Below are 21,244 nucleotides of genomic sequence, written 5' to 3' on the forward strand. Positions count from 1 at the left end.
ACGTACGCCCACCAGACGAGCAGGCCGGGCGGCTCGTGCTCCCCCCCCACCGGCCGGTCGGCGTTCGGCGCCGCCGCCGCGGCGATCCCGGCGCCGCTGCCGGCCGCCGCCACCGTGCCGTCCTCGTCGACCGCGACGGTCGCCTTCTGCACCACCGTGCCGACGGCCAGCGGGTCCTTGGCGATGCCGCCGAAGTCGGCCCCGTCGAAGGCGGCCCGCACGCCGAGCGAGCGCAGCGCGGGGGTGAGCTCGTTCGAGGTGTCGAAGCGGAAGCGCGGCAGCCGGAGGTCGACCGGCCGCTCGGCGAGCGCGCCGAGGACGCGGTCGAGCTGGGGCTGGTCCAGGCCCTTGGCGAAGGCGGCGAAGCCGCCCTGCGCCGGGACGATCAGGTCCATCGCCAGCCCGCCGTCCGCGTAGGGCAGCTCGACGGCCTGCCAGGGCTCGCCGACGATCCCGCCGGAGCCGTCGGCGTACTTGAAGGTCCCGGTCTGCGCCATCGTGGGGACGGCCGGGGCGGAGCCGTCGAGCTTGTGGAACGGGCGGTCGGCGGTGTGCGAGGGCTTGAAGGCGGAGGCCCACCTGGCCTTGAGGTAGAGGGCGTCGGTGAGTGCCAGCCGGGTGTTCGCGGTGATCCCGCCCGGGCCGAACAGGTCCTTGATCCGGCCGTCGGTGGCCTTCTCCACGGCCGCGTTGACGGTCTTGCGGGCACCGTCCGGGTCCTTGGCGAAGTCCGCCTGGTGCACGCCGGCGTCGAAGGCGGCGGCCAGGGTGGCCAGGTAGGCCGGTTCGACGGCCGAGCCCCGCTGCGTCCAGACGTCGTCGCTGCGGCGCAGGGTGAGGCCCTCGGTGGCCGGGACCGGCCGGTTCAGCGCGCCGGTGGCGTACGCGTACTGCTCGGGGCCGAGCTCGGTGTGCAGGGCCTTGGCCAGTTCCTCGGCGGTGGCACCGCGGGCGCCGGGCAGCAGCATGGCGAGCAGGGTGGCCAGGCCGGACGGGGAGACCACGAGGTTCCCGCCGGCGGCGGCCGGCTCGGCGGTCAGGGCGTGCAGGAGGTCCAGGCCGAAGGCCCCGGTGGCGCTCGCGGTGGCGGCGACCTGCGCCGGGTCGACGGCCGGCCGGCTGGTGGGCGCGGCCACCCGGAGCTCCACGGGCGCGGCGGCTCCGGTGCTGCCGCAGCCGGCGAGCAGCGGCGCGGCGAGCGCGGCCGCGAGGAGCGGCGCCGCCGGGCGGCGGGCGGTACGACGGGTTGCGGTGCTGCGGTTCGTCATGGCCCTTCGACGCGCCGCCCCGCCACCCGGTTCCGCCCGCCCCGGCTCGGTCCCGGAGCGCCCCGAGCTCCAGCGGCTCGTCCCGGGACTCGACCCGCTCCACGGGCCGGGTCCGTCACACCTCGACGAGCAGTTCCTTGAGTCCGCGGATCACGTAGCCCGGGTTCCACTCGGGCTCGCGGACCAGCCGCAGGCCCGGGGCCCGGCGCAGCAGGGTGCCGTAGGACTCGGCGAGCTCCAGTCTGGCAAGCGGGGCGCCGAGGCAGAAGTGGATTCCGGCGCCGAAGGTGATGTGCGGGTTGTCGGTGCGGCCGAGGTCGAGGCGGTCCGGGTCGGCGAAGCGCTCGGGGTCGCGGTTGGCGGAGCCGAAGAGCAGGGCGATCTCGGCGCCGCGCGGGATGGTGACGCCGCGGACCTCGATGTCCTCCAGCACCCAGCGCTCGAACATCTGCAGCGGGGTGTCCCAGCGCATCAGTTCCTCGACGGCGGTCGGCAGCAGCTCGTCCACCGAGCCGCGCAGCCGGGCGAGTTCCCCGGGGTTGCGGAACAGTGCCCACCAGCCGTTGCCGGTGGTGTTGACGGTCGCCTCGTGGCCGGCGTTGAGCAGCAGCACGCAGGTGGAGATCATCTCCTGCTCGCTGAGCGCGTCGGAGCCCTCCTGGGCCTGGATCAGCGCGCTGATCAGGTCCGTTCCGGGGTTCGTCCGGCGCTCGCGGATCAGGGTGCGCAGGTAGTCGGAGAACTCGACGCTCGCGGTGACGGCCCGGCGGGCGGCCTCCTCGGTCGGGTTGAGCTCGAACATCCCGGTGATGTCGGCGGACCACGGCCGGAGCAGGTGCCGGTCGCTCTCCGGCACGCCCAGCATCTCGGCGATCACGGCGACGGGCAGCGGCTCGGCGACGGTGGCGATCAGGTCGCCGCCGCCGGCCGCGAGCAGTTCGTCGACCAGTTCTCCGGCCAGCCGCTGCACGGTGGGGCGCAGGCCCTCGACCATGCGCGGGGTGAAGGCCTTGGAGACGAGCCGGCGCAGCCGGGTGTGGTCCGGCCCTTCGAGGTCCAGCAGCCCGTGGTCGTTCAGGGTGTGGAAGGGCTCGTGCGCCGGGTCGGGCTCGGGGCGGCCGAACTCGGCGTGGCTGAAGCGGTGGGTGTAGGTGCGGCCGAGCCGGCGGTCGCGGAGCAGGGCGCTGACGTCCTCGTGGCGGGAGACGAGCCACTGGTTCGTCGGTTCGAAGTACGTCACCGGCGCGTGCTCGCGCAGTTCGGCGTACGCGTCGTACGGGTGGGCCACGAACGCCGCCGACCAGGGGTCGAACTTCGCCGTCGTCGTCATCGGTCGATCACTCCTGGCCAGAGGGGGGAAGCCGGAAGGATCATCGTACGCACGCGGTACATCCGCGAACATGACCCTTCCGGCACCCGCTCAGGCCCCTTCCCGGACAAGTCGGCGCACGAGCCGGGGCAGTGCCAGGGAGATCGGCTCCCGGACGACCTCGGCCGCCGCCTCGTCGTACGGCGTGGGCTCGCCGTTCACGATGATCAGCTTCGCCCCGGACTTCACCGCGTTGTACGGCAGCGCCGCCACCGGGAACACCTGGAGGCTGGTGCCGACCGCGACGAACACGTCGCAGGCCCGGGTGATCGCGTCCGCCTGGCCGAGCACCTCCTGATCCAGGTTCTCGCCGAACATCACGATGTGCGGCTTGAGGATCCCCCCGCAGGCCCGGCAGTCCGGGTCCGGCTCCCCCGCCCCGACCCGCGCCAGCGCCTCCGCCATCGGGCCGACCGCCCCGCAGCCCAGGCACCGCGTCTCCCGGAGGTTGCCGTGCAGTTCGAGCACCTTGCGGCCGGGCAGCCCGGACTTCTGGTGCAGCCCGTCGATGTTCTGGGTGAGTACCCGCAGCGGCAGGCCGGAACGGTCCAGGTCGACCAGCGCGCGGTGCCCGGCGTTCGGCTCGGCGGCCGCCGCCCCCGTCTCCAGCCGCATCCGCCAGGCCCGCCGGCGCACCTCGGGGTCGTCCCGGTACGGCCCGATGGTGACCAGCTCCTCGGCCGACGGATCCTTCTGCCACAGGCCCTGCGGGCCGCGGTAGTCGGGGATGCCGGAGTCCGTCGAGATGCCCGCGCCGGTGAGCACGGCGATCAGGGGGCGCTTCGCGTTCATACCCGGACGGTACGGTCGGCCACCCGCCCGGGGCCACCGATAATCCGGCCGGGGCGCGTTTCCGGCCGGACCGCCCGCTTCGAGTCAGGGCCCGCCCGCCGGGCCCGGGCCCACGGGTCAGGCCAGGGCGGCCCGCGGCGCGGCGGCCGGTCGGGCCAGCGGGGCGAGCGCGAGCAGGTAGCAGGCGGCGGCGAGCGGGATCAGGGCCAGGTCGGTGCCCGCGGCCAGGGTGCCGAGCAGCGCCAGCACCGGGCTCCACCAGCGCAGCGTCCGGGTGCGGCCCGCGGCGGCCGCGGTCAGCAGCGCCAGCAGGCCGACGTAGAAGAGCAGCGGGCCGATCTGGTAGACGACCGGCAGGACGCCGGGGACGTCCTGCACCCGGTCGAACAGCCGCGACTGCTCGGCCTTGTCCGCCGCCGTCAGGCCGACGACCAGGTCGATGCCGATCTGTGCCAGCGAGCAGAGCAGCCCCGCGAAGGCCGCCCCCAGCGCCGCCCCGGCCGCGGTCCGCCCGGCCGTGCCGCGCGGGGCGAGCCGTCGGTGCAGCGCCAGGAGGACGGGGACGAACAGCAGCAGGCCGAGGAACATCGCGGTGTGGCCGGCGGTCCAGCCGGGGCCCGGCGCGCGGGAGCCCGGCACCAGGCGGATGCCTCCGTAGAGGGCCATCAGGGCGGGGGCGCCGACGACCGCGTAGGGGACGAGGCGGGTGGTTCCGGCACGCGGGGCGGCGTTCATCCGATGCTCCAGTGGTGTGGTCCGTTCGTTCCGACACCGCAGAGCCTGGCCGCCCGGCCCCTCGTCCCGGATCGCCCGCACCGGTGAACTCCCCGCCTCCCCCGCGCGGGGGAGCCCGTCAGGACTCCCCCGCCACCACCGCCCCGGCCTCGTACGCGAACACCACCGCGTGCACCCGGTCCCGCAGCCCGAGCTTGCTCAGCACATTGCTGACGTGCGTCTTCACGGTGTGCTCGCTGACCACCAGCTCGGCCGCGATCTCGGCGTTGGACAGCCCCCGGGCGATCAGCCGCAGCGTCTCCTGCTCGCGCAGGGTCAGCTGCTCCAGCAGCCGGGACGGCGGCCGCACCGCCCGCTCCGGCGCCCCCGGCCGACGGGCCGCGAACTCCCCGATCAGGCGCCTGGTCACCGACGGAGCGAGCAGCGCCTCCCCCGAGGCGACCATCCGCACCCCGTGCGCCAGGTCGTCCCGCCGGACGTCCTTGAGCAGGAAGCCACTGGCGCCCGCGTACAGCGCGTCGAAGACGTAGTCGTCGACGTCGAAGGTGGTCAGCATGATCACCTTGGTGGACGGGAACTCGGCGCACACCCGGCGGGCCGCCTCCAGCCCGTCCATCACCGGCATCCGGACGTCCAGCAGCAGCACGTCCGGGCCGTGCGCGCGCACCGCCTCGACCGCCTCGGCGCCGTCCCGGGCCTCGGCCACCACCTCGATGTCGGGCTGCGCGTCCAGGATCATCCCGAACCCGGCCCGCACCAGCTCCTGGTCGTCCGCGACGACCACCCGGATCGGTGTCATCCGTCCTCCCTCTCCGTCCTTGTGCCCGCGCCCGACGGCAGCCGGGCGCTGACCACGAATCCCCGGCCCTCCGGCCCCGGCCCGGCCTCGGCCCGCCCCCCGCAGGCCGCCGCCCGCTCCCGGATGCCCACCAGCCCGCGGCCGCCGGACCAGCCGGCCACCGTACGGCCGACCGGCGCCGGCACCCCGCGGCCGTTGTCCGAGACCACGACCTCCAGCACCTCCCCGACCCGCCGGACCCGCACCACCGCGCGGGACGCCCCGGCGTGCTTGACCGTGTTGGTCAGCGCCTCCTGCACGATCCGGTACGCCGCCGCCGCCACGTCGGCCGGCACGGGGTCCTTCTCCTCCGGGAGCTCCAGCTCCACCCGCAGCCCCGCCGCGCGCACCCGCTCGGCCACCCCGGCCAGCTCGGCCAGCCGGGGCTGCGGGGCCAGCTCCCGGCCGGCCTCCGGGTCCTTCAGCACCCCGAGCACCCGCCGCAGCTGGACCATGGCGTCCCGGCCGGTGTCGGCGATGGTGTCGAACGCCCGGACCGCCCGGTCCGGGTCGCCGTGCACCACCACCGGCCCGGCCTCCGCCTGGATCACCATCAGCGAGACGGCGTGCGCCAGGATGTCGTGCATCTCCCGGGCGATCCGGGCCCGTTCCTCCACCACCGCCCGCGCCGCGTCGCTCGCGGCCCGCTCCCCGGCCTCCCGGGCCCGCTCCGCCTGGACCAGGGCGAGCTGCCGCTGGGCGCGCACCAGGGCGCCGAAGACGAAGGAGCCGGCCGAGGTGAGCGCGCTGAACAGCGCGCCGTCCGGCGAACGGGTGCCGATCACGTTGCTGACCAGCACGGCCGCCAGCACCGGCCAGCGCTGCCAGTCGGGGAAGCGCTCCGCCACGGTGTACATCGCGATCACCGCGTACAGCGGCACCTGCGGGTTCGCCGAGTGCGCGAGCACCGTCACCAGCACCGCGGGCAGGCTGCCCACGATCAGGAGCGGCAGCCCGATCCGGCGCCGCCAGGGCAGGAACAGCGCGGTGGACACCGCCAGCAGGTAGACCCACCAGGGCCACGCCGTCCGGTCGTTGTAGACCGACCAGACCGACACCGCCGCCGAGCAGAGTGCCAGGAAGGTGTCCAGCACGTACGGGCTCAGCCCCTCCGCCCGTTCCCGCCAGCGCGCCGAGACCTCCACCGTCGCCCCTCCCCCGTACCCGGGGACCCCGACCCCGCGGAGAAGATCATGCCCTACCGGCAGTGCCTCCGGAACGCCCTCGTCAGGCACCGCTGACCGTCACGCCGCCGGTGTCCGCCCGCGCGGTGATCCGGTGCTCCGCACCCGGCGTCGAGGGGACGCCCACCTCCACCCCGCCGGTCGAGGCCCGGGCGTCCACCGTGTACGCCTCCCCGGCCGGCACCCGCAGCCGCACCCCGCCGTTCGTGGTGCTCGCCTCCACCGTCGACGGCGCCACGGCGAAACCGGCCCGCACCCCGCCGTTCACCGAGGAGAGCCGGACCCGCGGGGACCGCAGCCCGTCGGCCTCGACCCCGCCGTTGGTCACCTCGGCCTCCGTCTCGCCGGCCAGCCCGGACAGCCTCACGCCGCCGTTGCCCGCCTTGACCCGCACCTTCGTCCCGGCCGGCACCTGCACGGTGTAGCCCACGCCGCAGTGGCGGCAGTCGTACGTCAGCGTCAGCACGCCGTCCACCACCCGGTGGGTGCTCTTCGGGACGTCCCCGGAGTAGTTCTGCTTCTCGACCACGTGCACGCCGTCGCCGCCGCCGTTCACCACCACACCGCCGTCGATCCCCTCGACGACGAGCTCCCGGACCGGCTCCGCCACCCCGTAGCTCAGCGTCAGGTGCTCGTCCTCGCCTCCGAACGGCAGGCACCCCTGCATCCCCAGCACGACCGCCGCCGTGATCGCCGCCGCGCCCAGCACCCGCTTCATCCCCGGCCCCTTCGAAGGTCCTCGTCCGACACCGAGAACCCTTCCCCGGACGCCGCCCCCGCCGCCTCCCCCTCCGGAGCGGTTCCCGCCCCTCCCCCGCACGACGGAGCCGGCCGGCCCGGGAACGCCGAAGGGCCCGGAGGCTTGATGCCTCCGGGCCCTTCGTCTGAGTAGCGGGGACAGGATTTGAACCTGCGACCTCTGGGTTATGAGCCCAGCGAGCTACCGAGCTGCTCCACCCCGCGTCGGTGAACACGAGCTTACGCGACTCCGGCCGAAATACCTAACCGGTTTCCCGACCGGCACCCGCCGACCCCGCCGCCGACCAAACCGGCGGCCCGGGGACGCCGCAGGGCGGCCACCCCGAAGGGTGACCGCCCTGCGATCGATGACCTGGGTCCCTCCTGCCCGATGACGGGCGAGGAGGGAGACTCAGCCCGTGTACGGGCCGTAGTCGTAGTCGTCCAGCGGGACCGCCTGGCCGGAGCCGGCGCCGAAGGGCGACAGGTCGTAGTCGTCGTAGCCGACGGCCGAGTACATCGCGGCCTTGGCCTCCTCGGTCGGCTCGACCCGGATGTTGCGGTAGCGGGGCAGACCCGTACCGGCCGGGATGAGCTTACCCAGGATGACGTTCTCCTTGAGGCCCAGCAGCGGGTCCGACTTGGCGTGGATCGCCGCGTCGGTGAGGACCCGGGTCGTCTCCTGGAAGGAGGCGGCCGACAGCCAGGACTCGGTGGCCAGCGAGGCCTTGGTGATACCCATCAGCTGCGGACGGCCGGAGGCGGGGTGACCGCCCTCGGCGACGACGCGGCGGTTCTCCTGCTCGAAGCGACCGCGCTCGACCAGCTCGCCGGGCAGCAGCTCGGCGTCGCCCGACTCGATGATCGTCACGCGGCGGAGCATCTGCCGGATGATGATCTCGATGTGCTTGTCGTGGATCGACACACCCTGCGAGTTGTAGACCTTCTGGACCTCGGCGACCAGGTGGACCTGGACGGCACGCTGGCCCATGATGCGCAGGACGTCGTGCGGGTTGGTGGCACCCATGGTCAGCTTCTGGCCGACCTCGACCGCCTCGCCCTCGCTGACGAGCAGCTTCACGCGCTTGGAGACCGGGTAGGCGATCTCGTCGCTGCCGTCGTCCGGCGTGATGACCAGCTTGCGGGTCTTCTCGGTGTCCTCGATCCGGACCCGGCCGGCGGCCTCGGAGATCGGGGCCACACCCTTCGGGGTACGGGCCTCGAAGAGCTCGACGACACGGGGCAGACCCTGGGTGATGTCGTCACCGGCCACACCACCGGTGTGGAAGGTACGCATGGTCAGCTGGGTACCGGGCTCACCGATGGACTGGGCGGCGATGATGCCGACCGCCTCGCCGATGTCGACCAGCTTGCCGGTGGCCAGCGAGCGCCCGTAGCACATGGCACAGGTGCCGACGGCCGACTCACAGGTCAGGATCGAGCGGGTCTTGACCTCGCCGATGCCGTGGCGGATCAGCTCGTCGATCAGGACGTCGCCGAGGTCGGTGTTGGCGGTGGCGAGGAGCTTGCCGTCCACCGTGATGTCCTCGGCCAGCATGCGGGCGTAGACGCTGGTCTCGACGTCGTCGGCCTTGCGCAGCACGCCGTCCGCACCCACGGAGCCGATCGCCAGCTTCAGGCCGCGCTCGGTGCCGCAGTCCTCCTCGCGGATGATGACGTCCTGGGAGACGTCGACCAGACGACGGGTGAGGTAACCGGAGTCGGCGGTACGGAGGGCGGTGTCGGCCAGACCCTTACGGGCACCGTGGGTGGAGATGAAGTACTCCAGCACGGACAGACCCTCACGGAACGACGCCTTGATGGGTCGCGGGATGGTCTCGTTCTTGGCGTTCGACACCAGACCACGCATACCGGCGATCTGGCGCATCTGCATCATGTTTCCGCGAGCACCCGAGTCGACCATCATGAAGATGGGGTTCGTCTTCGGGAAGTTCACGTTCATGGCCTCGGCGACCTCGTTGGTCGCCTGGGTCCAGATGCCGATGAGCTCCTGCTTGCGCTCGTCGTTGGTGATCAGGCCGCGCTCGTACTGACGCTGGACCTTCTCCGCCTTCGCCTCGTAGCCCTCCAGGATCTGGGGCTTGCTCGGCGGGACGACGACGTCCGAGATCGAGACGGTGACACCCGAGCGGGTCGACCAGTGGAAGCCGGCCGCCTTCAGGTTGTCCAGGGTCGCCGCGACGACGACCTTGGGGTAGCGCTCCGCCAGGTCGTTGACGATCGCGGAGAGCTGCTTCTTGCCCACCTCGTAGTCGACGAACGGGTAGTCCTCGGGCAGCAGCTCGTTGAAGAGCGCGCGGCCCAGGGTGGTGCTCAGGCGGAAGGGCTCGCCGTCGTACCAGGACGACTGGCCCTCCTCGTCCACCGGGGCGGTCCAGCCGCGCGGCGGGACGGTGCCGGCCGGCAGGCGCAGCTCGATCGGGGCCTGGACGTCCAGGTCGCGGGCGTCGAAGGCCATGATCGCCTCGGCGGTCGACGAGAAGGTGCGGCCGGCGCCCTTCACGTTCTCGCGGTCCGAGGTCAGGAAGAACAGACCGAGCACCATGTCCTGGGTCGGCATGGTGACGGGGCGACCGTCGGCCGGCTTCAGGATGTTGTTCGAGGACAGCATCAGGATGCGGGCCTCGGCCTGCGCCTCCGCGGAGAGCGGCAGGTGGACGGCCATCTGGTCACCGTCGAAGTCCGCGTTGAACGCGGTGCAGACGAGCGGGTGGATCTGGATGGCCTTGCCCTCGACCAGCTGCGGCTCGAAGGCCTGGATGCCGAGGCGGTGCAGGGTGGGCGCACGGTTCAGCAGGACCGGGTGCTCGGCGATGACCTCTTCGAGGACGTCCCACACGACCGGACGGGCGCGCTCGACCATGCGCTTGGCCGACTTGATGTTCTGCGCGTGGTTCAGGTCGACCAGGCGCTTCATCACGAACGGCTTGAAGAGCTCCAGCGCCATGGCCTTCGGCAGACCGCACTGGTGCAGCTTGAGCTGCGGGCCGACGACGATGACCGAACGGGCCGAGTAGTCGACTCGCTTGCCGAGCAGGTTCTGACGGAAACGACCCTGCTTGCCCTTCAGCATGTCGCTGAGGGACTTCAGCGGGCGGTTGCCCGGGCCGGTGACCGGACGGCCGCGGCGGCCGTTGTCGAACAGCGCGTCGACGGCCTCCTGGAGCATGCGCTTCTCGTTGTTCACGATGATCTCGGGGGCACCGAGGTCGAGCAGGCGCTTCAGGCGGTTGTTGCGGTTGATCACGCGGCGGTACAGGTCGTTCAGGTCGGAGGTCGCGAAGCGGCCACCGTCCAGCTGCACCATCGGACGCAGGTCCGGCGGGATGACCGGGACGCAGTCCAGCACCATGCCGTTGGGCTTGTTGGTGGTCTGCAGGAACGCGGAGACGACCTTGAGGCGCTTGAGCGCACGGGTCTTCTTCTGGCCCTTGCCGGTGCGGATGATCTCGCGCAGGCGCTCGGACTCCTCCGCCAGGTCGAAGGTCTCCAGGCGGTCCTTGAGGGCCGCGGCGCCCATCGAGCCGGAGAAGTAGGTGCCGAAGCGGTCGCGCAGCTCGCGGTAGAGCAGCTCGTCGCCCTCGAGGTCCTGGACCTTGAGGTTCTTGAAGCGGGCCCACACCTCGTCGAGGCGGTCGAGCTCGCGCTGCGCGCGGTCGCGCAGCTGCTTCATCTCGCGCTCGGCGCCCTCGCGCACCTTGCGGCGCACGTCGGCCTTGGCGCCCTCGGCCTCCAGCTCGGCCAGGTCGGTCTCGGCCTTCTTGGCGCGGGCTTCGAGGTCGGAGTCGCGGCGGTTCTCGATCTGCTGGCGCTCGACCGAGACGTGCGCCTCCAGGGACGGCAGGTCGCGCTGGCGGCGCTCGTCGTCGACCCAGGTGATCATGTAGGCGGCGAAGTAGATGACCTTCTCGAGGTCCTTCGGCGCCAGGTCGAGCAGGTAGCCCAGACGCGACGGCACGCCCTTGAAGTACCAGATGTGGGTGACCGGGGCGGCCAGCTCGATGTGGCCCATCCGCTCGCGGCGCACCTTGGCGCGGGTCACCTCGACGCCGCAGCGCTCGCAGATGATGCCCTTGAAGCGGACGCGCTTGTACTTACCGCAGTAGCACTCCCAGTCCCGGGTGGGGCCGAAGATCTTCTCGCAGAAGAGTCCGTCCTTTTCGGGCTTCAGGGTGCGGTAGTTGATGGTCTCCGGCTTCTTGACCTCGCCGTGCGACCACTGGCGGATGTCGTCGGCGGTGGCCAGGCCGATGCGGAGCTCGTCGAAGAAGTTGACGTCAAGCACTGGTCGTCAAGCCCTCTTTCGTAAGTCGAGAGTCGTTCATGTGGTCTGAGGGGGGCCTGGGGGCGGGCCGGCCGCTGCTGCGGCCGGCCCAACCTCCGTCAGACCTCTTCGACGCTGCTGGGCTCGCGCCGGGACAGGTCGATGCCGAGCTCCTCGGCGGCGCGGAACACGTCCTCGTCGGAGTCCCGCATCTCGATGGACTGGCCGTCCGAGGACAGCACCTCCACGTTGAGGCAGAGCGACTGCATTTCCTTGATGAGGACCTTGAAGGACTCGGGAATGCCGGGCTCGGGGATGTTCTCGCCCTTGACGATGGCCTCGTAGACCTTGACTCGGCCGAGGACGTCGTCGGACTTGATGGTGAGCAGCTCCTGGAGCGCGTAGGCCGCGCCGTACGCCTCGAGGGCCCACACCTCCATCTCACCGAAGCGCTGGCCACCGAACTGCGCCTTACCACCGAGCGGCTGCTGGGTGATCATCGAGTACGGACCGGTCGAGCGGGCGTGCAGCTTGTCGTCGACCAGGTGGTGCAGCTTGAGGATGTACATGTAGCCGACCGAGACCGGCATCGGGAACGGCTCGCCGGAGCGGCCGTCGAACAGCCGGGCCTTGCCGGTGGAGTTCACCAGGCGCTCACCGTCACGGGTGAGGGTGGTGTTGTCCAGCAGGCCGGTGATCTCGTCCTCGCGGGCGCCGTCGAATACCGGGGTGGCGAGGTTGGTGCCGCCCTGGACGGTGTCGGCGCCGATCGCCTGGAGGCGCTGGGCCCACTCGTCGGCGAGGCCGGAGACGTCCCAGCCCTGCTTGGCGAGCCACCCGAGGTGGATCTCCAGGACCTGTCCCGGGTTCATTCGGGACGGGACACCCAGCGGGTTGAGGATGATGTCGACCGGGGTGCCGTCCTCCAGGAACGGCATGTCCTCGACCGGCAGGATCTTCGAGATGACGCCCTTGTTGCCGTGACGGCCGGCGAGCTTGTCACCGTTGGTGATCTTGCGCTTCTGGGCCACGTAGACGCGGACCAGCTGGTTGACGCCCGGGGGCAGCTCGTCGCCCTCTTCGCGGTCGAAGACGCGGACGCCGATGACCTTGCCGGACTCACCGTGCGGCACCTTCAGCGAGGTGTCGCGGACCTCACGGGCCTTCTCGCCGAAGATCGCGCGCAGCAGGCGCTCCTCGGGGGTCAGCTCGGTCTCGCCCTTCGGGGTGACCTTGCCGACCAGGATGTCGCCGGTGACGACATCGGCGCCGATGCGGATGATGCCGCGCTCGTCGAGGTCGGCCAGGACCTCCTCGGAGACGTTCGGGATGTCCCGGGTGATCTCCTCGGGGCCGAGCTTGGTGTCACGGGCGTCGACCTCGTGCTCCTCGATGTGGATCGAGGAGAGGACGTCGTCCTGCACGAGGCGCTGCGACAGGATGATCGCGTCCTCGTAGTTGTGACCCTCCCACGACATGAACGCCACGAGCAGGTTCTTGCCGAGGGCCATCTCGCCCTCGTCGGTGCACGGGCCGTCGGCCAGCACCTGGTTGACCTCGACCCGGGAGCCCTCGTCCACGAGCACCTTCTGGTTGAAGGCGGTGCCCTGGTTGGAGCGGGTGAACTTGGCGGCGCGGTACGTGGTGTACGTGCCGTCGTCGTTGGCCACGGTGACGTAGTCGGCCGAGACCTCCTGGACGACACCGGCCTTCTCGGCGGTGATGACGTCCGCGGCGTCGACGGCGCAGCGGTACTCCATGCCGGTACCGACCAGCGGAGCCTCGCTCTTCAGCAGCGGCACCGCCTGGCGCATCATGTTCGAGCCCATGAGCGCGCGGTTGGCGTCGTCGTGCTCGAGGAACGGGATCATGGCGGTCGCGACCGACACCATCTGGCGCGGCGAGACGTCCATGTAGTCGATCTCGGTGCCCGGGATGTAGTCGATCTCGCCGCCGCGGCGGCGGACCAGGACACGCGGCTCGGCGAAGTGCAGGTCCGCGGTCAGCGGCGCGTTCGCCTGGGCGATGACGTAGCGGTCCTCCTCGTCGGCGGTGAGGTAGTCCACCTTCTCGGTGACCACACCGTCGACGACCTTGCGGTACGGCGTCTCGATGAAGCCGAACGCGTTGACCCGGCCGTACGAGGCCAGCGAGCCGATCAGACCGATGTTCGGGCCTTCGGGGGTCTCGATCGGACACATGCGGCCGTAGTGCGAGGGGTGCACGTCACGGACCTCGAAGCCGGCCCGCTCACGGGACAGACCACCGGGGCCCAGCGCGGACAGACGGCGCTTGTGGGTCAGGCCCGACAGCGGGTTCGTCTGGTCCATGAACTGCGACAGCTGGCTGGTGCCGAAGAACTCCTTGATGGAGGCGACGACCGGCCGGATGTTGATCAGGGTCTGCGGCGTGATCGCCTCGACGTCCTGGGTGGTCATGCGCTCGCGCACGACGCGCTCCATGCGGGCGAGACCCGTACGGACCTGGTTCTGGATGAGCTCGCCGACGTTGCGCAGGCGACGGTTGCCGAAGTGGTCGATGTCGTCGACCTCGACCACGATGTCGCGGCCCTCGTCGTCACGCCACTCGGTCTCGCCCGCGTGCAGCTTCACCAGGTACTTGATCGCACCGATGATGTCGGGCTCGGTGAGCACGCCGGAGTCCAGCGACTCGGCGTTGCCCAGCTTGCGGTTGACCTTGTAACGGCCGACCTTGGCGAGGTCGTAGCGCTTCGGGTTGAAGTAGAGGTTCTCCAGAAGCGTCTGCGCGGCCTCGCGCGTGGGCGGCTCGCCCGGGCGCAGCTTGCGGTAGATGTCCAGCAGCGCGTCGTCCTGGCCCTGGGTGTGGTCCTTCTCCAGGGTGGCGCGCATCGACTCGTACTCGCCGAACTCCTCGAGAATCATCTCGTTGGTCCAGCCGAGCGCCTTGAGCAGCACGGTGACGGACTGCTTGCGCTTGCGGTCGATGCGGACGCCGACCATGTCGCGCTTGTCGATCTCCATCTCCAGCCAGGCACCACGCGAGGGGATGACCTTGCAGGAGTAGATGTCCTTGTCGGACACCTTGTCCAGGGTGGAGTCGAAGTACACACCCGGGGAGCGGACCAGCTGCGAGACGACGACACGCTCGGTGCCGTTGATCACGAACGTGCCCTTGTGGGTCATGAGCGGGAAGTCGCCCATGAAGACCGTCTGAGACTTGATCTCACCGGTCTCGTTGTTGGTGAACTCGGCCGTGACGAAGAGCGGGGCCGCGAACGTGAAGTCGCGGTCCTTGCACTCGTCAATGGAGTTCTTCGGCGGCTCGAAACGGTGGTCGCGGAAGGTCAGCGACATCGACCCGCTGAAGTCCTCGATCGGGGAGATCTCCTCGAAGATCTCCTCCAGACCGGACTTCGTGGGGACGTCCTGACCACTCTCCAGGGCCGCCTCGACCCGGGCCTTCCAGGCCGCGTTGCCGAGCAGCCAGTCAAAGCTCTCGGTCTGCAGGGCCAGGAGGTTGGGGACCTCGAGGGGCTCCTTGATCTTCGCGAAGGAGACGCGGAGCGGGGCGGTGGATGCGGCGGAATTGTTCGAGGCGTTGCGCGGCGCGGCCAAGAGGGGGGTCCTTCCGAGGGCTCGGAGCTCACTACGCGCGTACCAGCCGGGCCTGCTTGGGCTTGGTGCCGCCTCCCTCGCCGCTGGCCTCTGCCAGGGTCGAAACCCGAGGTCAGAGCCGCTTTGCGGAGGCGGTGCCAGACCCCTTCAGGGCAACGCAAACTCCGGGCGACGAGTCACGGAGCAGCTAACAGGCAGCGCAAAGGGACAGTGTAGCCAAAGGCGACACTGCTGTCCAGCTCTGATTCGGAGACCGAATCGGAGACTCCTCCCGGTAGCCGGCGAGCGCGGGCGCCCACCGGGTACTGCTCTAACTCACGTGGAGTCATTTCCCGCCGGAGCCACTGGTTATGCATCCAGTAGCGGACCAACCGGGCGGACTCGCGCCTTGAGAATCGCGCGCCGCGCCGGGTTCGTCAAGGGCCCGCCGGCGGCGCGGGCCTCGACCGGTCTATCGGTCCGGACCCCCTCGGCGTTACAGAAGCCGTGGTGGGGCCGCCCTCGACGACGTTGATCACCATACCCCCCGGCACCGACGGTGCCGAGTGGGCCGTCGGCCACACCGCGGGCCGATCCGGCCGGTCGGGGGAGCCCGGGCCCGGCGGGGCTCGGCCCGGCCCGGCGGGCCCCCGTTCCGGCCCGGAAACGCGAAAAAGCCGGGCCGACCACCCGCAAGGGTGATCGGCCCGGCCGCACGCCCCCTCAGAGGGGGCGCAAGATCACTTGACGGTGACCTTGGCGCCGGCGCCCTCGAGGGCAGCCTTGGCCTTCTCGGCAACGTCCTTGGCAACCTTCTCCAGGACCTTGGCACCAGCGGTGTCAACGAGGTCCTTGGCCTCCTTCAGGCCGAGGGAGGTCAGGGTGCGCACCTCCTTGATGACCTGGATCTTCTTGTCGCCGGCGGCCTCGAGGATGACGTCGAACTCGTCCTGCTCCTCAGCGGCCTCGGCGGCCGGGCCGGCAACGCCGGCGGCGGCAACGGCGACCGGGGCGGCGGCGGTGACGTCGAACTTCTCCTCGAAGGCCTTCACGAAGGCGGCCAGCTCGATGAGGGTGAGCTCCTCGAACTGCGCGAGCAGCTCGTCCTGGGACAGCTTCGCCATGATGGCGTCCTTCCACTAAATCGGCAGGTTGGTGCCGGATGTACGGGTGGGGCGGGCGTACGGGCCCGCAGCGAGGCGTGAGCCTGCCGAATTACTCGGCGGCAGCGTCCTCGGCGGCGGGAGCCGGCGTACCGGCACCGCCCTGCTCGACCTTGTCGCGCAGCGCGTCCACAGTGCGGACGAGCTTCGACGGCAGGGCCTGGAAGAGCGCGGCAGCCTGGGACTGCTTGGCCTTCAGGGCACCCGCCAGCTTGGCGAGCAGCACCTCGCGGGACTCGAGGTCCGCGAGCTTCTTGATCTCATCGGCGGACAGCGCCTTGCCGTCAAGGACACCGCCCTTGATGATGAGAGCGGGGTTCTCCTTGGCGAAGTCACGCAGAGCCTTCGCCGACTCCACCGGGTCACCGGTGACGAAGGCGACAGCCGTCGGACCGTTGAACAGGTCGTCGAGCTCCGTGATCCCGACCTCATTGGCCGCGATCTTGGTCAGCGTGTTCTTCACCACGGCGTACTCGGCGTTGTCGCCGAGCGAGCGACGCAGGGTCTTGACCTGCTTCACCGAGAGACCGCGGTACTCGGTCAGCAGCGCCGCGGAGGAGCCGCGGAACTTGTCCGTGATCTCGGCGACGGCAGCAGCCTTGTCGGGCCTGGCCATAGGCTTACGCCTCCTTCCGTGATGTCGAAGTCGGGCCGACCGCGAAAGTCGACCTGGGTCGCCGTGGACCGACCGGACGGAAGGAAAGCTCCTGCAAATGCAATGAGCCCCGGTGCGCAGGGGCACGGGGCTCGGAACGACCTCGACGGGCGGCCGCGCGGACGCGGTACCCGGAAGTCGAAGCTCCAGACACACCTGCGCGGGCTGCCTGCGACGAAGCGCAGATCCTTCGGCCACCTGCTCCCTGACGGGGGCGTGGTGACAACCAGCGGTCTTTGGCTTCGGCCAGATTAGCCGGATCCGTTCACGAGGTGCAAATCGCCCTCGGGCGGAGCAACCGACGGGGCCCGGTGGCGGCCCCGGAGCGGCCGTCCTCGCGGCCGCCGCGGCCGCCGTCGGCACGGCTCAGCGGGCCAGCGGGGAGACCGTCCGGACGCCGGTGTCCGCGGTGTCCGCCTCGGCCGGCGCCTGCGCGGAGAGCAGTGCCCCGGCGAGGTCGGTGTAGAGCACCGTGTCGTCCGCCCGGCCGCTGTCCCCGCTGCCGGTGCGCTGCAGCCGGACCAGCTGGTCCTTGTCGTTCAGCCAGAGGTCGACGGTCAGCGCGGCCGAGCCGCCGGGCGACAGCGCGGCCCGCAGGCCGTCCCGGCGGGACTGGGTCAGCTGGGTCTGGGCCGCCGCGTACTTCTCGGCGGTGGTGGTGACCCGGTAGTGCTCGGTGGTCGCGTCCTCGAACTTCTCCTCGCCGACGAAGACCGGGTCCGCCCCCTCGGCGGTGGCCGCGGTCAGCGCCTCGACCGGGTTCAGCAGGTCGATCAGCCCGGCGTACGGGATCTCCTTGTGGCCGTCCGGGTCCGGCGGGACGGTGAAGCGCTCCCAGTGCCTGCCACCGTTGCGGGCCGCGGTGGCGGCGTCCCCGCCCTGGTAGGCGACGGTGTCCACGACGATCAGCTGCTCGGCCTCACCCGGGGTGGAGCGCTTGATCTGCAGCGCGGTCTTGGGCTGCCAGAACAGCGGGCCGGACCCGGCCTCCGCTCCGAGCCGGTAGCTGACCTTGGCCCGGCGGGCGGTCTGCATGGCCAGCTGGGCGGAGAGCAGCACCCCGTGCGGCGAGCGGTCGGTGGGCTTGGCCTGGGCGCTCGGGGAGGCGGTGGAGGGCGGGGCCGCGGTCGGGCTCGGGCTGCCGGACGCCGTGGCCGGCGCGTTCCCGCCCCCGCTGCAGCCACTCAGCCCGCCGGCCAGCAGGACGACGACGGCCACCGCCGCCAACCGCTGCCGTCCCGCCATCGCCCGTTCCCCTCTCGCCCGGCCCCGTCCCGACGGGGCCTCGTTCCCGCCACCTTGCCACCCGTCCCCGGTCGGCCCGGTGGCGGCCCCCCTCGGCCGCCGGATCCACCGGGTCGGCCGAGCGAGGAGCCGGGCACCGGGGGCCGGACGGCTCAGCTGCCGTCGACGGCCTTCTGGAGGTCGGCGACGTCGATGGAGTCCACCGGGGTGGCGGCGATCACCGGGGTCCCGTAGTCCGCGTAGCTGACGGTGACGTTCACCGGGCCGGCCTTGCTCTCGGCCTGCTCGGTCCGCTTGACCACGAGCTTGTCGGCGTCGACCCAGACGTCGACCTGCTCGCTGCTGATGCCGGCCGCGTCCAGGGACGCCTTGAGCCGGTCGGCCTGGGCCTGGGTGATGCCCTGGGTGGCGGCCTTGCCCAGGTCGGCGGTGGTGAGCACGCCGGAGTAGTGGGTGGTGGCCTTGCCGTTCACCGTCTCCGGACCGACCTCGGCGACCTTGCCGCCGGCGATCAGCGTCCGGACCCCCTGGACCGGGTCCGCGCTCTGCAGCTGGTCGGTCGCGCCGCCGGACGCCTTGGCCATGTCGGCCGTGCTGTAGCGGACCCAGCGCGGGCCGCCGCTCTGCAGCAGCTCCCCGCCGAGGGCCAGGAACGCCGCCTCCTTGGTGTAGAGGTAGTGCGCCTTCGGCCCGCCGGTGATCGGCGTCACGAGCTTGCCCATCGGGGAGCCCGACAGATCCATCGTGAGGTCGGCCTCCAGTCCGTCGGCCCAGGAGACCGCGCCCTGGCCCGTCATGGTGACCGCGTCGCCGACCTTGATCACCTCCTCGACCTTCGCCGACTTGGCCGCGCCGGTCTTCTGGGTCACCTGCTCCAGGAAGACCGCCGGGCTGACCTTCTCCGGCTTCGCGCCGGCGGCCGGGGCGGCGGTCGACGGGGCGGCCGAGCCGGCGGCGGCCGTGGTCGGCGCGGCCGGGGCGGCGCTCTTGTCGTTCTTGTCGCACGCGGTCGCGGTCAGTGCCAGGGCGGCGAGGACGACGGCGACGGCAGTCTTGCGGGTTCCAGCCATGGCTCCCCCTCAAGAGCCGGAAGAACTGACCATCGGTTCTTCTCATGCTCTTCTCATGTTCTTACCGACGGACGGACTCTAACGGATCGTCGGAAGCCCCGCGCACCGGATGTCCCTCCCCCGTCAGCCGCCCGCGGCGGGCGTCGCGTCCGCGGCCCCGGGGGCCGAGACATCGGTCGTGGTCACCGTGGTTCCCGCACTCCCCCGGACCGTCTCGCGCAGCCGCAGCAACTGCATGCCCGGCCCGACCCAGACGTCGTAGCCGATCGCCGTGACCCCGTGCCGGCGGTACCAGTCCAGCGTGGCGGCGCGCCGCGGTGGGCTCAACTCATCGTCCTTGCCGAACAGTTCGGCCACCGGGGCGGAGCCCTGGTAGTGCGCCGCGGTCACCCCGGCCAGCTGCTCGCCGCCGAGCGAGGTGAGCTTGACGCCCTGGGCGACGTCGTACGCCCGGCCGCCCGGGTTGGTGATCAGGGCGGTGGTCCAGCCGCCCGCGAAGCCCTCCGGGTCCGGGCCCGCCCCGGGGTCGACCGACTCGGCGGTGCTCCGCTCCGCGTGCTTGGCCGCGCCGCCCTGGTAGGCCAGGTCGAGCGTGCCGTCCTTCACGGTCAGCCGTCCGCTGCCGAGCTCGTCGGTGACGGTCAGCACGGCCTCGTCCGAGGCACCCCAGACCAGGGAGCCGCTCGCGGTGCGCCGGCCGGCGGGGCCCTCCTGGACCACGTCGATCCGGGCGCTGCCGGAATCGTCCAGTGCCTGCGCGGCCGACAGCACCACCTGCTTGGGCGGCACCGGCGCGGGCCCCCCGGGGGTGGCGGTGGTCGGGGCGGCCAGCAGGCTGCACCCGGTGGTGGTGGCGAGCAGCAGGGCCGCCACGAGAACGGCGGGGCGAGGGGCGGGCGGCACGGCACACTCCGGCGGTCACAGGTTCTCCACGTGATCTGACCGGCAGAGCGTACGACGGTTCGGCCGCCGTTCCCATCGGCCGGTGCCCCGCTCCGGGAAACGACGGCGGGCCCGCACCCCCGGTGAGGGGAGTGCGGGCCCGCCGAACGGACTGCTTCAGAGCGCTGGGGCTCAGACCGCGGCCGGGTCCTCCTCGACGAGGAGGTTGCGGGTGCGGTTCGGGTCCACCAGGATGCCGGGGCCCATGGTGGTCGAGAACGCGGTCTTCTTGATGTAGCGGCCCTTGGCGGCGGACGGCTTGGCGCGGAGCACCTCGTCCAGCGCGGCGGCGTAGTTCTCGACCAGCTGCTCGTCGGTGAAGGAGGCCTTACCGATGATGAAGTGCAGGTTCGAGTGCTTGTCGACGCGGAACTCGATCTTGCCGCCCTTGATGTCGTTGACAGCCTTGGCGACGTCCGGGGTCACGGTGCCGGTCTTCGGGTTCGGCATCAGACCACGGGGACCGAGCACGCGGCCGAGGCGGCCGACCTTGCCCATGAGGTCCGGGGTGGCGACGACGGCGTCGAAGTCCAGCTTGCCCTTCGCGACCTCGTCGATCAGCTCGTCGGCACCGACGATGTCGGCGCCCGCAGCACGCGCGGCCTCGGCACGCTCGCCGGTCGCGAAGACCAGGACCCGAGCGGTCTTACCGGTGCCGTGCGGGAGGATCACGGTGCTGCGGACCATCTGGTCGGCCTTGCGCGGGTCGACGCCCAGACGCATGGCGACCTCAACGGTGCCGTCGAACTTGGTGGTGCTGGTCGCCTTGGCGAGGCGGACGGCCTCGAGGGGGGCGTAAAGGCGCTCGCGGTCGACCTGGGCGTCCGCGGCCTTCAGGGCCTTGCTGCGCTTCATGGCTGCTCCTGAATGGTGATGGGAGTTGTGGTGTCACGGGCCCGCGCAGGCCCTACCACAGGGGACGAGAAGGCTCTCAGCCCTCGACGGTGATGCCCATCGACCGGGCGGTGCCGGCGATGATCTTCTCCGCGGCGTCCAGGTCGTTGGCGTTCAGGTCGGGCATCTTGGTGGTGGCGATCTCGCGGACCTGGGCGCTGGTGAGCTTCGCGACCTTGGTCTTGTGCGGCTCGCTGGAGCCCTTGTCCACACCGGCGGCCTTCAGGATGAGGCGCGCGGCCGGCGGCGTCTTCGTGATGAAGGTGAAGGAACGGTCCTCGTAGACCGTGATCTCCACCGGCACGATCATGCCGCGCTGCGACTCGGTCGCGGCGTTGTAGGCCTTGCAGAACTCCATGATGTTGACGCCGTGCTGACCCAGCGCGGGGCCGACCGGCGGCGCCGGGTTGGCCGCACCGGCGTTGATCTGGAGCTTGATAAGCCCCGTGACCTTCTTCTTCTTGGGAGGCATGTCTCTCCGGGTCCTTCCG

Annotated in this window: 16 protein-coding genes and 1 tRNA gene; all 17 read right to left on the reverse strand. The window is 71.3% G+C overall.

Annotated elements, in window-relative coordinates:
• The coding region (locus tag ACWD4P_RS19025; RefSeq protein WP_449780346.1) for a serpin family protein at positions 1-1,268 on the reverse strand (1,268 nt) is incomplete at its 3' end.
• A 115-nt stretch (positions 1,269-1,383) separates the two neighbouring features.
• Complete coding sequence (locus tag ACWD4P_RS19030) at positions 1,384-2,598, reverse strand: cytochrome P450 (protein WP_449780347.1); 1,215 nt, start codon at positions 2,596-2,598, stop codon at positions 1,384-1,386.
• Positions 2,599-2,688: 90 nt separating this feature from the next.
• Positions 2,689-3,429, reverse strand: coding sequence for an SIR2 family NAD-dependent protein deacylase (locus ACWD4P_RS19035; RefSeq protein WP_449780348.1), 741 nt, complete (start codon positions 3,427-3,429; stop codon positions 2,689-2,691).
• 117 nt (positions 3,430-3,546) lie between these two features.
• The gene (locus tag ACWD4P_RS19040; protein WP_359823764.1) at positions 3,547-4,164 is read right to left on the reverse strand and encodes a hypothetical protein; all 618 of its coding nucleotides are present in this window, start codon (positions 4,162-4,164) and stop codon (positions 3,547-3,549) included.
• A 118-nt stretch (positions 4,165-4,282) separates the two neighbouring features.
• Positions 4,283-4,963, reverse strand: a complete 681-nt coding sequence (locus ACWD4P_RS19045; RefSeq protein ID WP_359823762.1) for a response regulator transcription factor — start codon at positions 4,961-4,963, stop codon at positions 4,283-4,285.
• The gene (locus ACWD4P_RS19050) at positions 4,960-6,147 is read right to left on the reverse strand and encodes a sensor histidine kinase (RefSeq protein WP_449780349.1); all 1,188 of its coding nucleotides are present in this window, start codon (positions 6,145-6,147) and stop codon (positions 4,960-4,962) included. The genes ACWD4P_RS19045 and ACWD4P_RS19050 overlap by 4 nt, the downstream gene beginning before the upstream one ends.
• Positions 6,148-6,229: 82 nt before the next feature.
• Positions 6,230-6,904 (reverse strand): DUF4097 family beta strand repeat-containing protein, encoded by a 675-nt coding sequence (locus ACWD4P_RS19055; RefSeq protein WP_359823757.1) that lies wholly within the window; start codon positions 6,902-6,904, stop codon positions 6,230-6,232.
• 171 nt (positions 6,905-7,075) lie between these two features.
• Positions 7,076-7,149 (reverse strand) — tRNA-Met (locus tag ACWD4P_RS19060).
• A gap of 187 nt (positions 7,150-7,336) precedes the next feature.
• Complete coding sequence (locus ACWD4P_RS19065) at positions 7,337-11,230, reverse strand: DNA-directed RNA polymerase subunit beta' (protein ID WP_359823754.1); 3,894 nt, start codon at positions 11,228-11,230, stop codon at positions 7,337-7,339.
• A gap of 98 nt (positions 11,231-11,328) precedes the next feature.
• Positions 11,329-14,805, reverse strand: coding sequence for a DNA-directed RNA polymerase subunit beta (gene rpoB / locus ACWD4P_RS19070; protein ID WP_359823751.1), 3,477 nt, complete (start codon positions 14,803-14,805; stop codon positions 11,329-11,331).
• Between the two features lie 719 nt (positions 14,806-15,524).
• Positions 15,525-15,908, reverse strand: coding sequence for a 50S ribosomal protein L7/L12 (rplL, locus tag ACWD4P_RS19075; RefSeq protein WP_359823749.1), 384 nt, complete (start codon positions 15,906-15,908; stop codon positions 15,525-15,527).
• Positions 15,909-15,999: 91 nt separating this feature from the next.
• Entirely contained in the window at positions 16,000-16,563 is a 564-nt protein-coding gene (gene rplJ, locus ACWD4P_RS19080; protein WP_045693068.1) for a 50S ribosomal protein L10, read from the reverse strand.
• Positions 16,564-16,968: 405 nt separating this feature from the next.
• Positions 16,969-17,847, reverse strand: coding sequence for a hypothetical protein (locus ACWD4P_RS19085; protein ID WP_449780350.1), 879 nt, complete (start codon positions 17,845-17,847; stop codon positions 16,969-16,971).
• A gap of 152 nt (positions 17,848-17,999) precedes the next feature.
• Complete coding sequence (locus ACWD4P_RS19090; RefSeq protein ID WP_449780351.1) at positions 18,000-18,917, reverse strand: hypothetical protein; 918 nt, start codon at positions 18,915-18,917, stop codon at positions 18,000-18,002.
• A gap of 123 nt (positions 18,918-19,040) precedes the next feature.
• Positions 19,041-19,820, reverse strand: a complete 780-nt coding sequence (locus tag ACWD4P_RS19095; protein WP_449780352.1) for a hypothetical protein — start codon at positions 19,818-19,820, stop codon at positions 19,041-19,043.
• A gap of 171 nt (positions 19,821-19,991) precedes the next feature.
• Positions 19,992-20,714 (reverse strand): 50S ribosomal protein L1, encoded by a 723-nt coding sequence (gene rplA, locus ACWD4P_RS19100; protein ID WP_218198318.1) that lies wholly within the window; start codon positions 20,712-20,714, stop codon positions 19,992-19,994.
• 76 nt (positions 20,715-20,790) lie between these two features.
• Positions 20,791-21,225 (reverse strand): 50S ribosomal protein L11, encoded by a 435-nt coding sequence (gene rplK, locus ACWD4P_RS19105; RefSeq protein ID WP_030290442.1) that lies wholly within the window; start codon positions 21,223-21,225, stop codon positions 20,791-20,793.
• Between the last annotated feature and the right edge of the window lie 19 nt (positions 21,226-21,244).

The sequence above is a fragment of the Kitasatospora sp. NPDC002543 genome (genome assembly GCF_053594915.1).

What these genes read in the sequence shown, in the direction of transcription:
- ACWD4P_RS19030 (WP_449780347.1), bottom strand. Translation starts at nt 2,598, where the DNA reads ATGACGACGACGGCGAAGTTCGACCCCTGGTCGGCGGCGTTCGTGGCC.
- ACWD4P_RS19035 (WP_449780348.1), bottom strand. Translation starts at nt 3,429, where the DNA reads ATGAACGCGAAGCGCCCCCTGATCGCCGTGCTCACCGGCGCGGGCATC.
- ACWD4P_RS19040 (WP_359823764.1), bottom strand. Translation starts at nt 4,164, where the DNA reads ATGAACGCCGCCCCGCGTGCCGGAACCACCCGCCTCGTCCCCTACGCG.
- ACWD4P_RS19045 (WP_359823762.1), bottom strand. Translation starts at nt 4,963, where the DNA reads ATGACACCGATCCGGGTGGTCGTCGCGGACGACCAGGAGCTGGTGCGG.
- ACWD4P_RS19055 (WP_359823757.1), bottom strand. Translation starts at nt 6,904, where the DNA reads ATGAAGCGGGTGCTGGGCGCGGCGGCGATCACGGCGGCGGTCGTGCTG.
- rplL (WP_359823749.1), bottom strand. Translation starts at nt 15,908, where the DNA reads ATGGCGAAGCTGTCCCAGGACGAGCTGCTCGCGCAGTTCGAGGAGCTC.
- rplJ (WP_045693068.1), bottom strand. Translation starts at nt 16,563, where the DNA reads ATGGCCAGGCCCGACAAGGCTGCTGCCGTCGCCGAGATCACGGACAAG.
- ACWD4P_RS19085 (WP_449780350.1), bottom strand. Translation starts at nt 17,847, where the DNA reads ATGGCGGGACGGCAGCGGTTGGCGGCGGTGGCCGTCGTCGTCCTGCTG.
- ACWD4P_RS19090 (WP_449780351.1), bottom strand. Translation starts at nt 18,917, where the DNA reads ATGGCTGGAACCCGCAAGACTGCCGTCGCCGTCGTCCTCGCCGCCCTG.
- rplA (WP_218198318.1), bottom strand. Translation starts at nt 20,714, where the DNA reads ATGAAGCGCAGCAAGGCCCTGAAGGCCGCGGACGCCCAGGTCGACCGC.
- rplK (WP_030290442.1), bottom strand. Translation starts at nt 21,225, where the DNA reads ATGCCTCCCAAGAAGAAGAAGGTCACGGGGCTTATCAAGCTCCAGATC.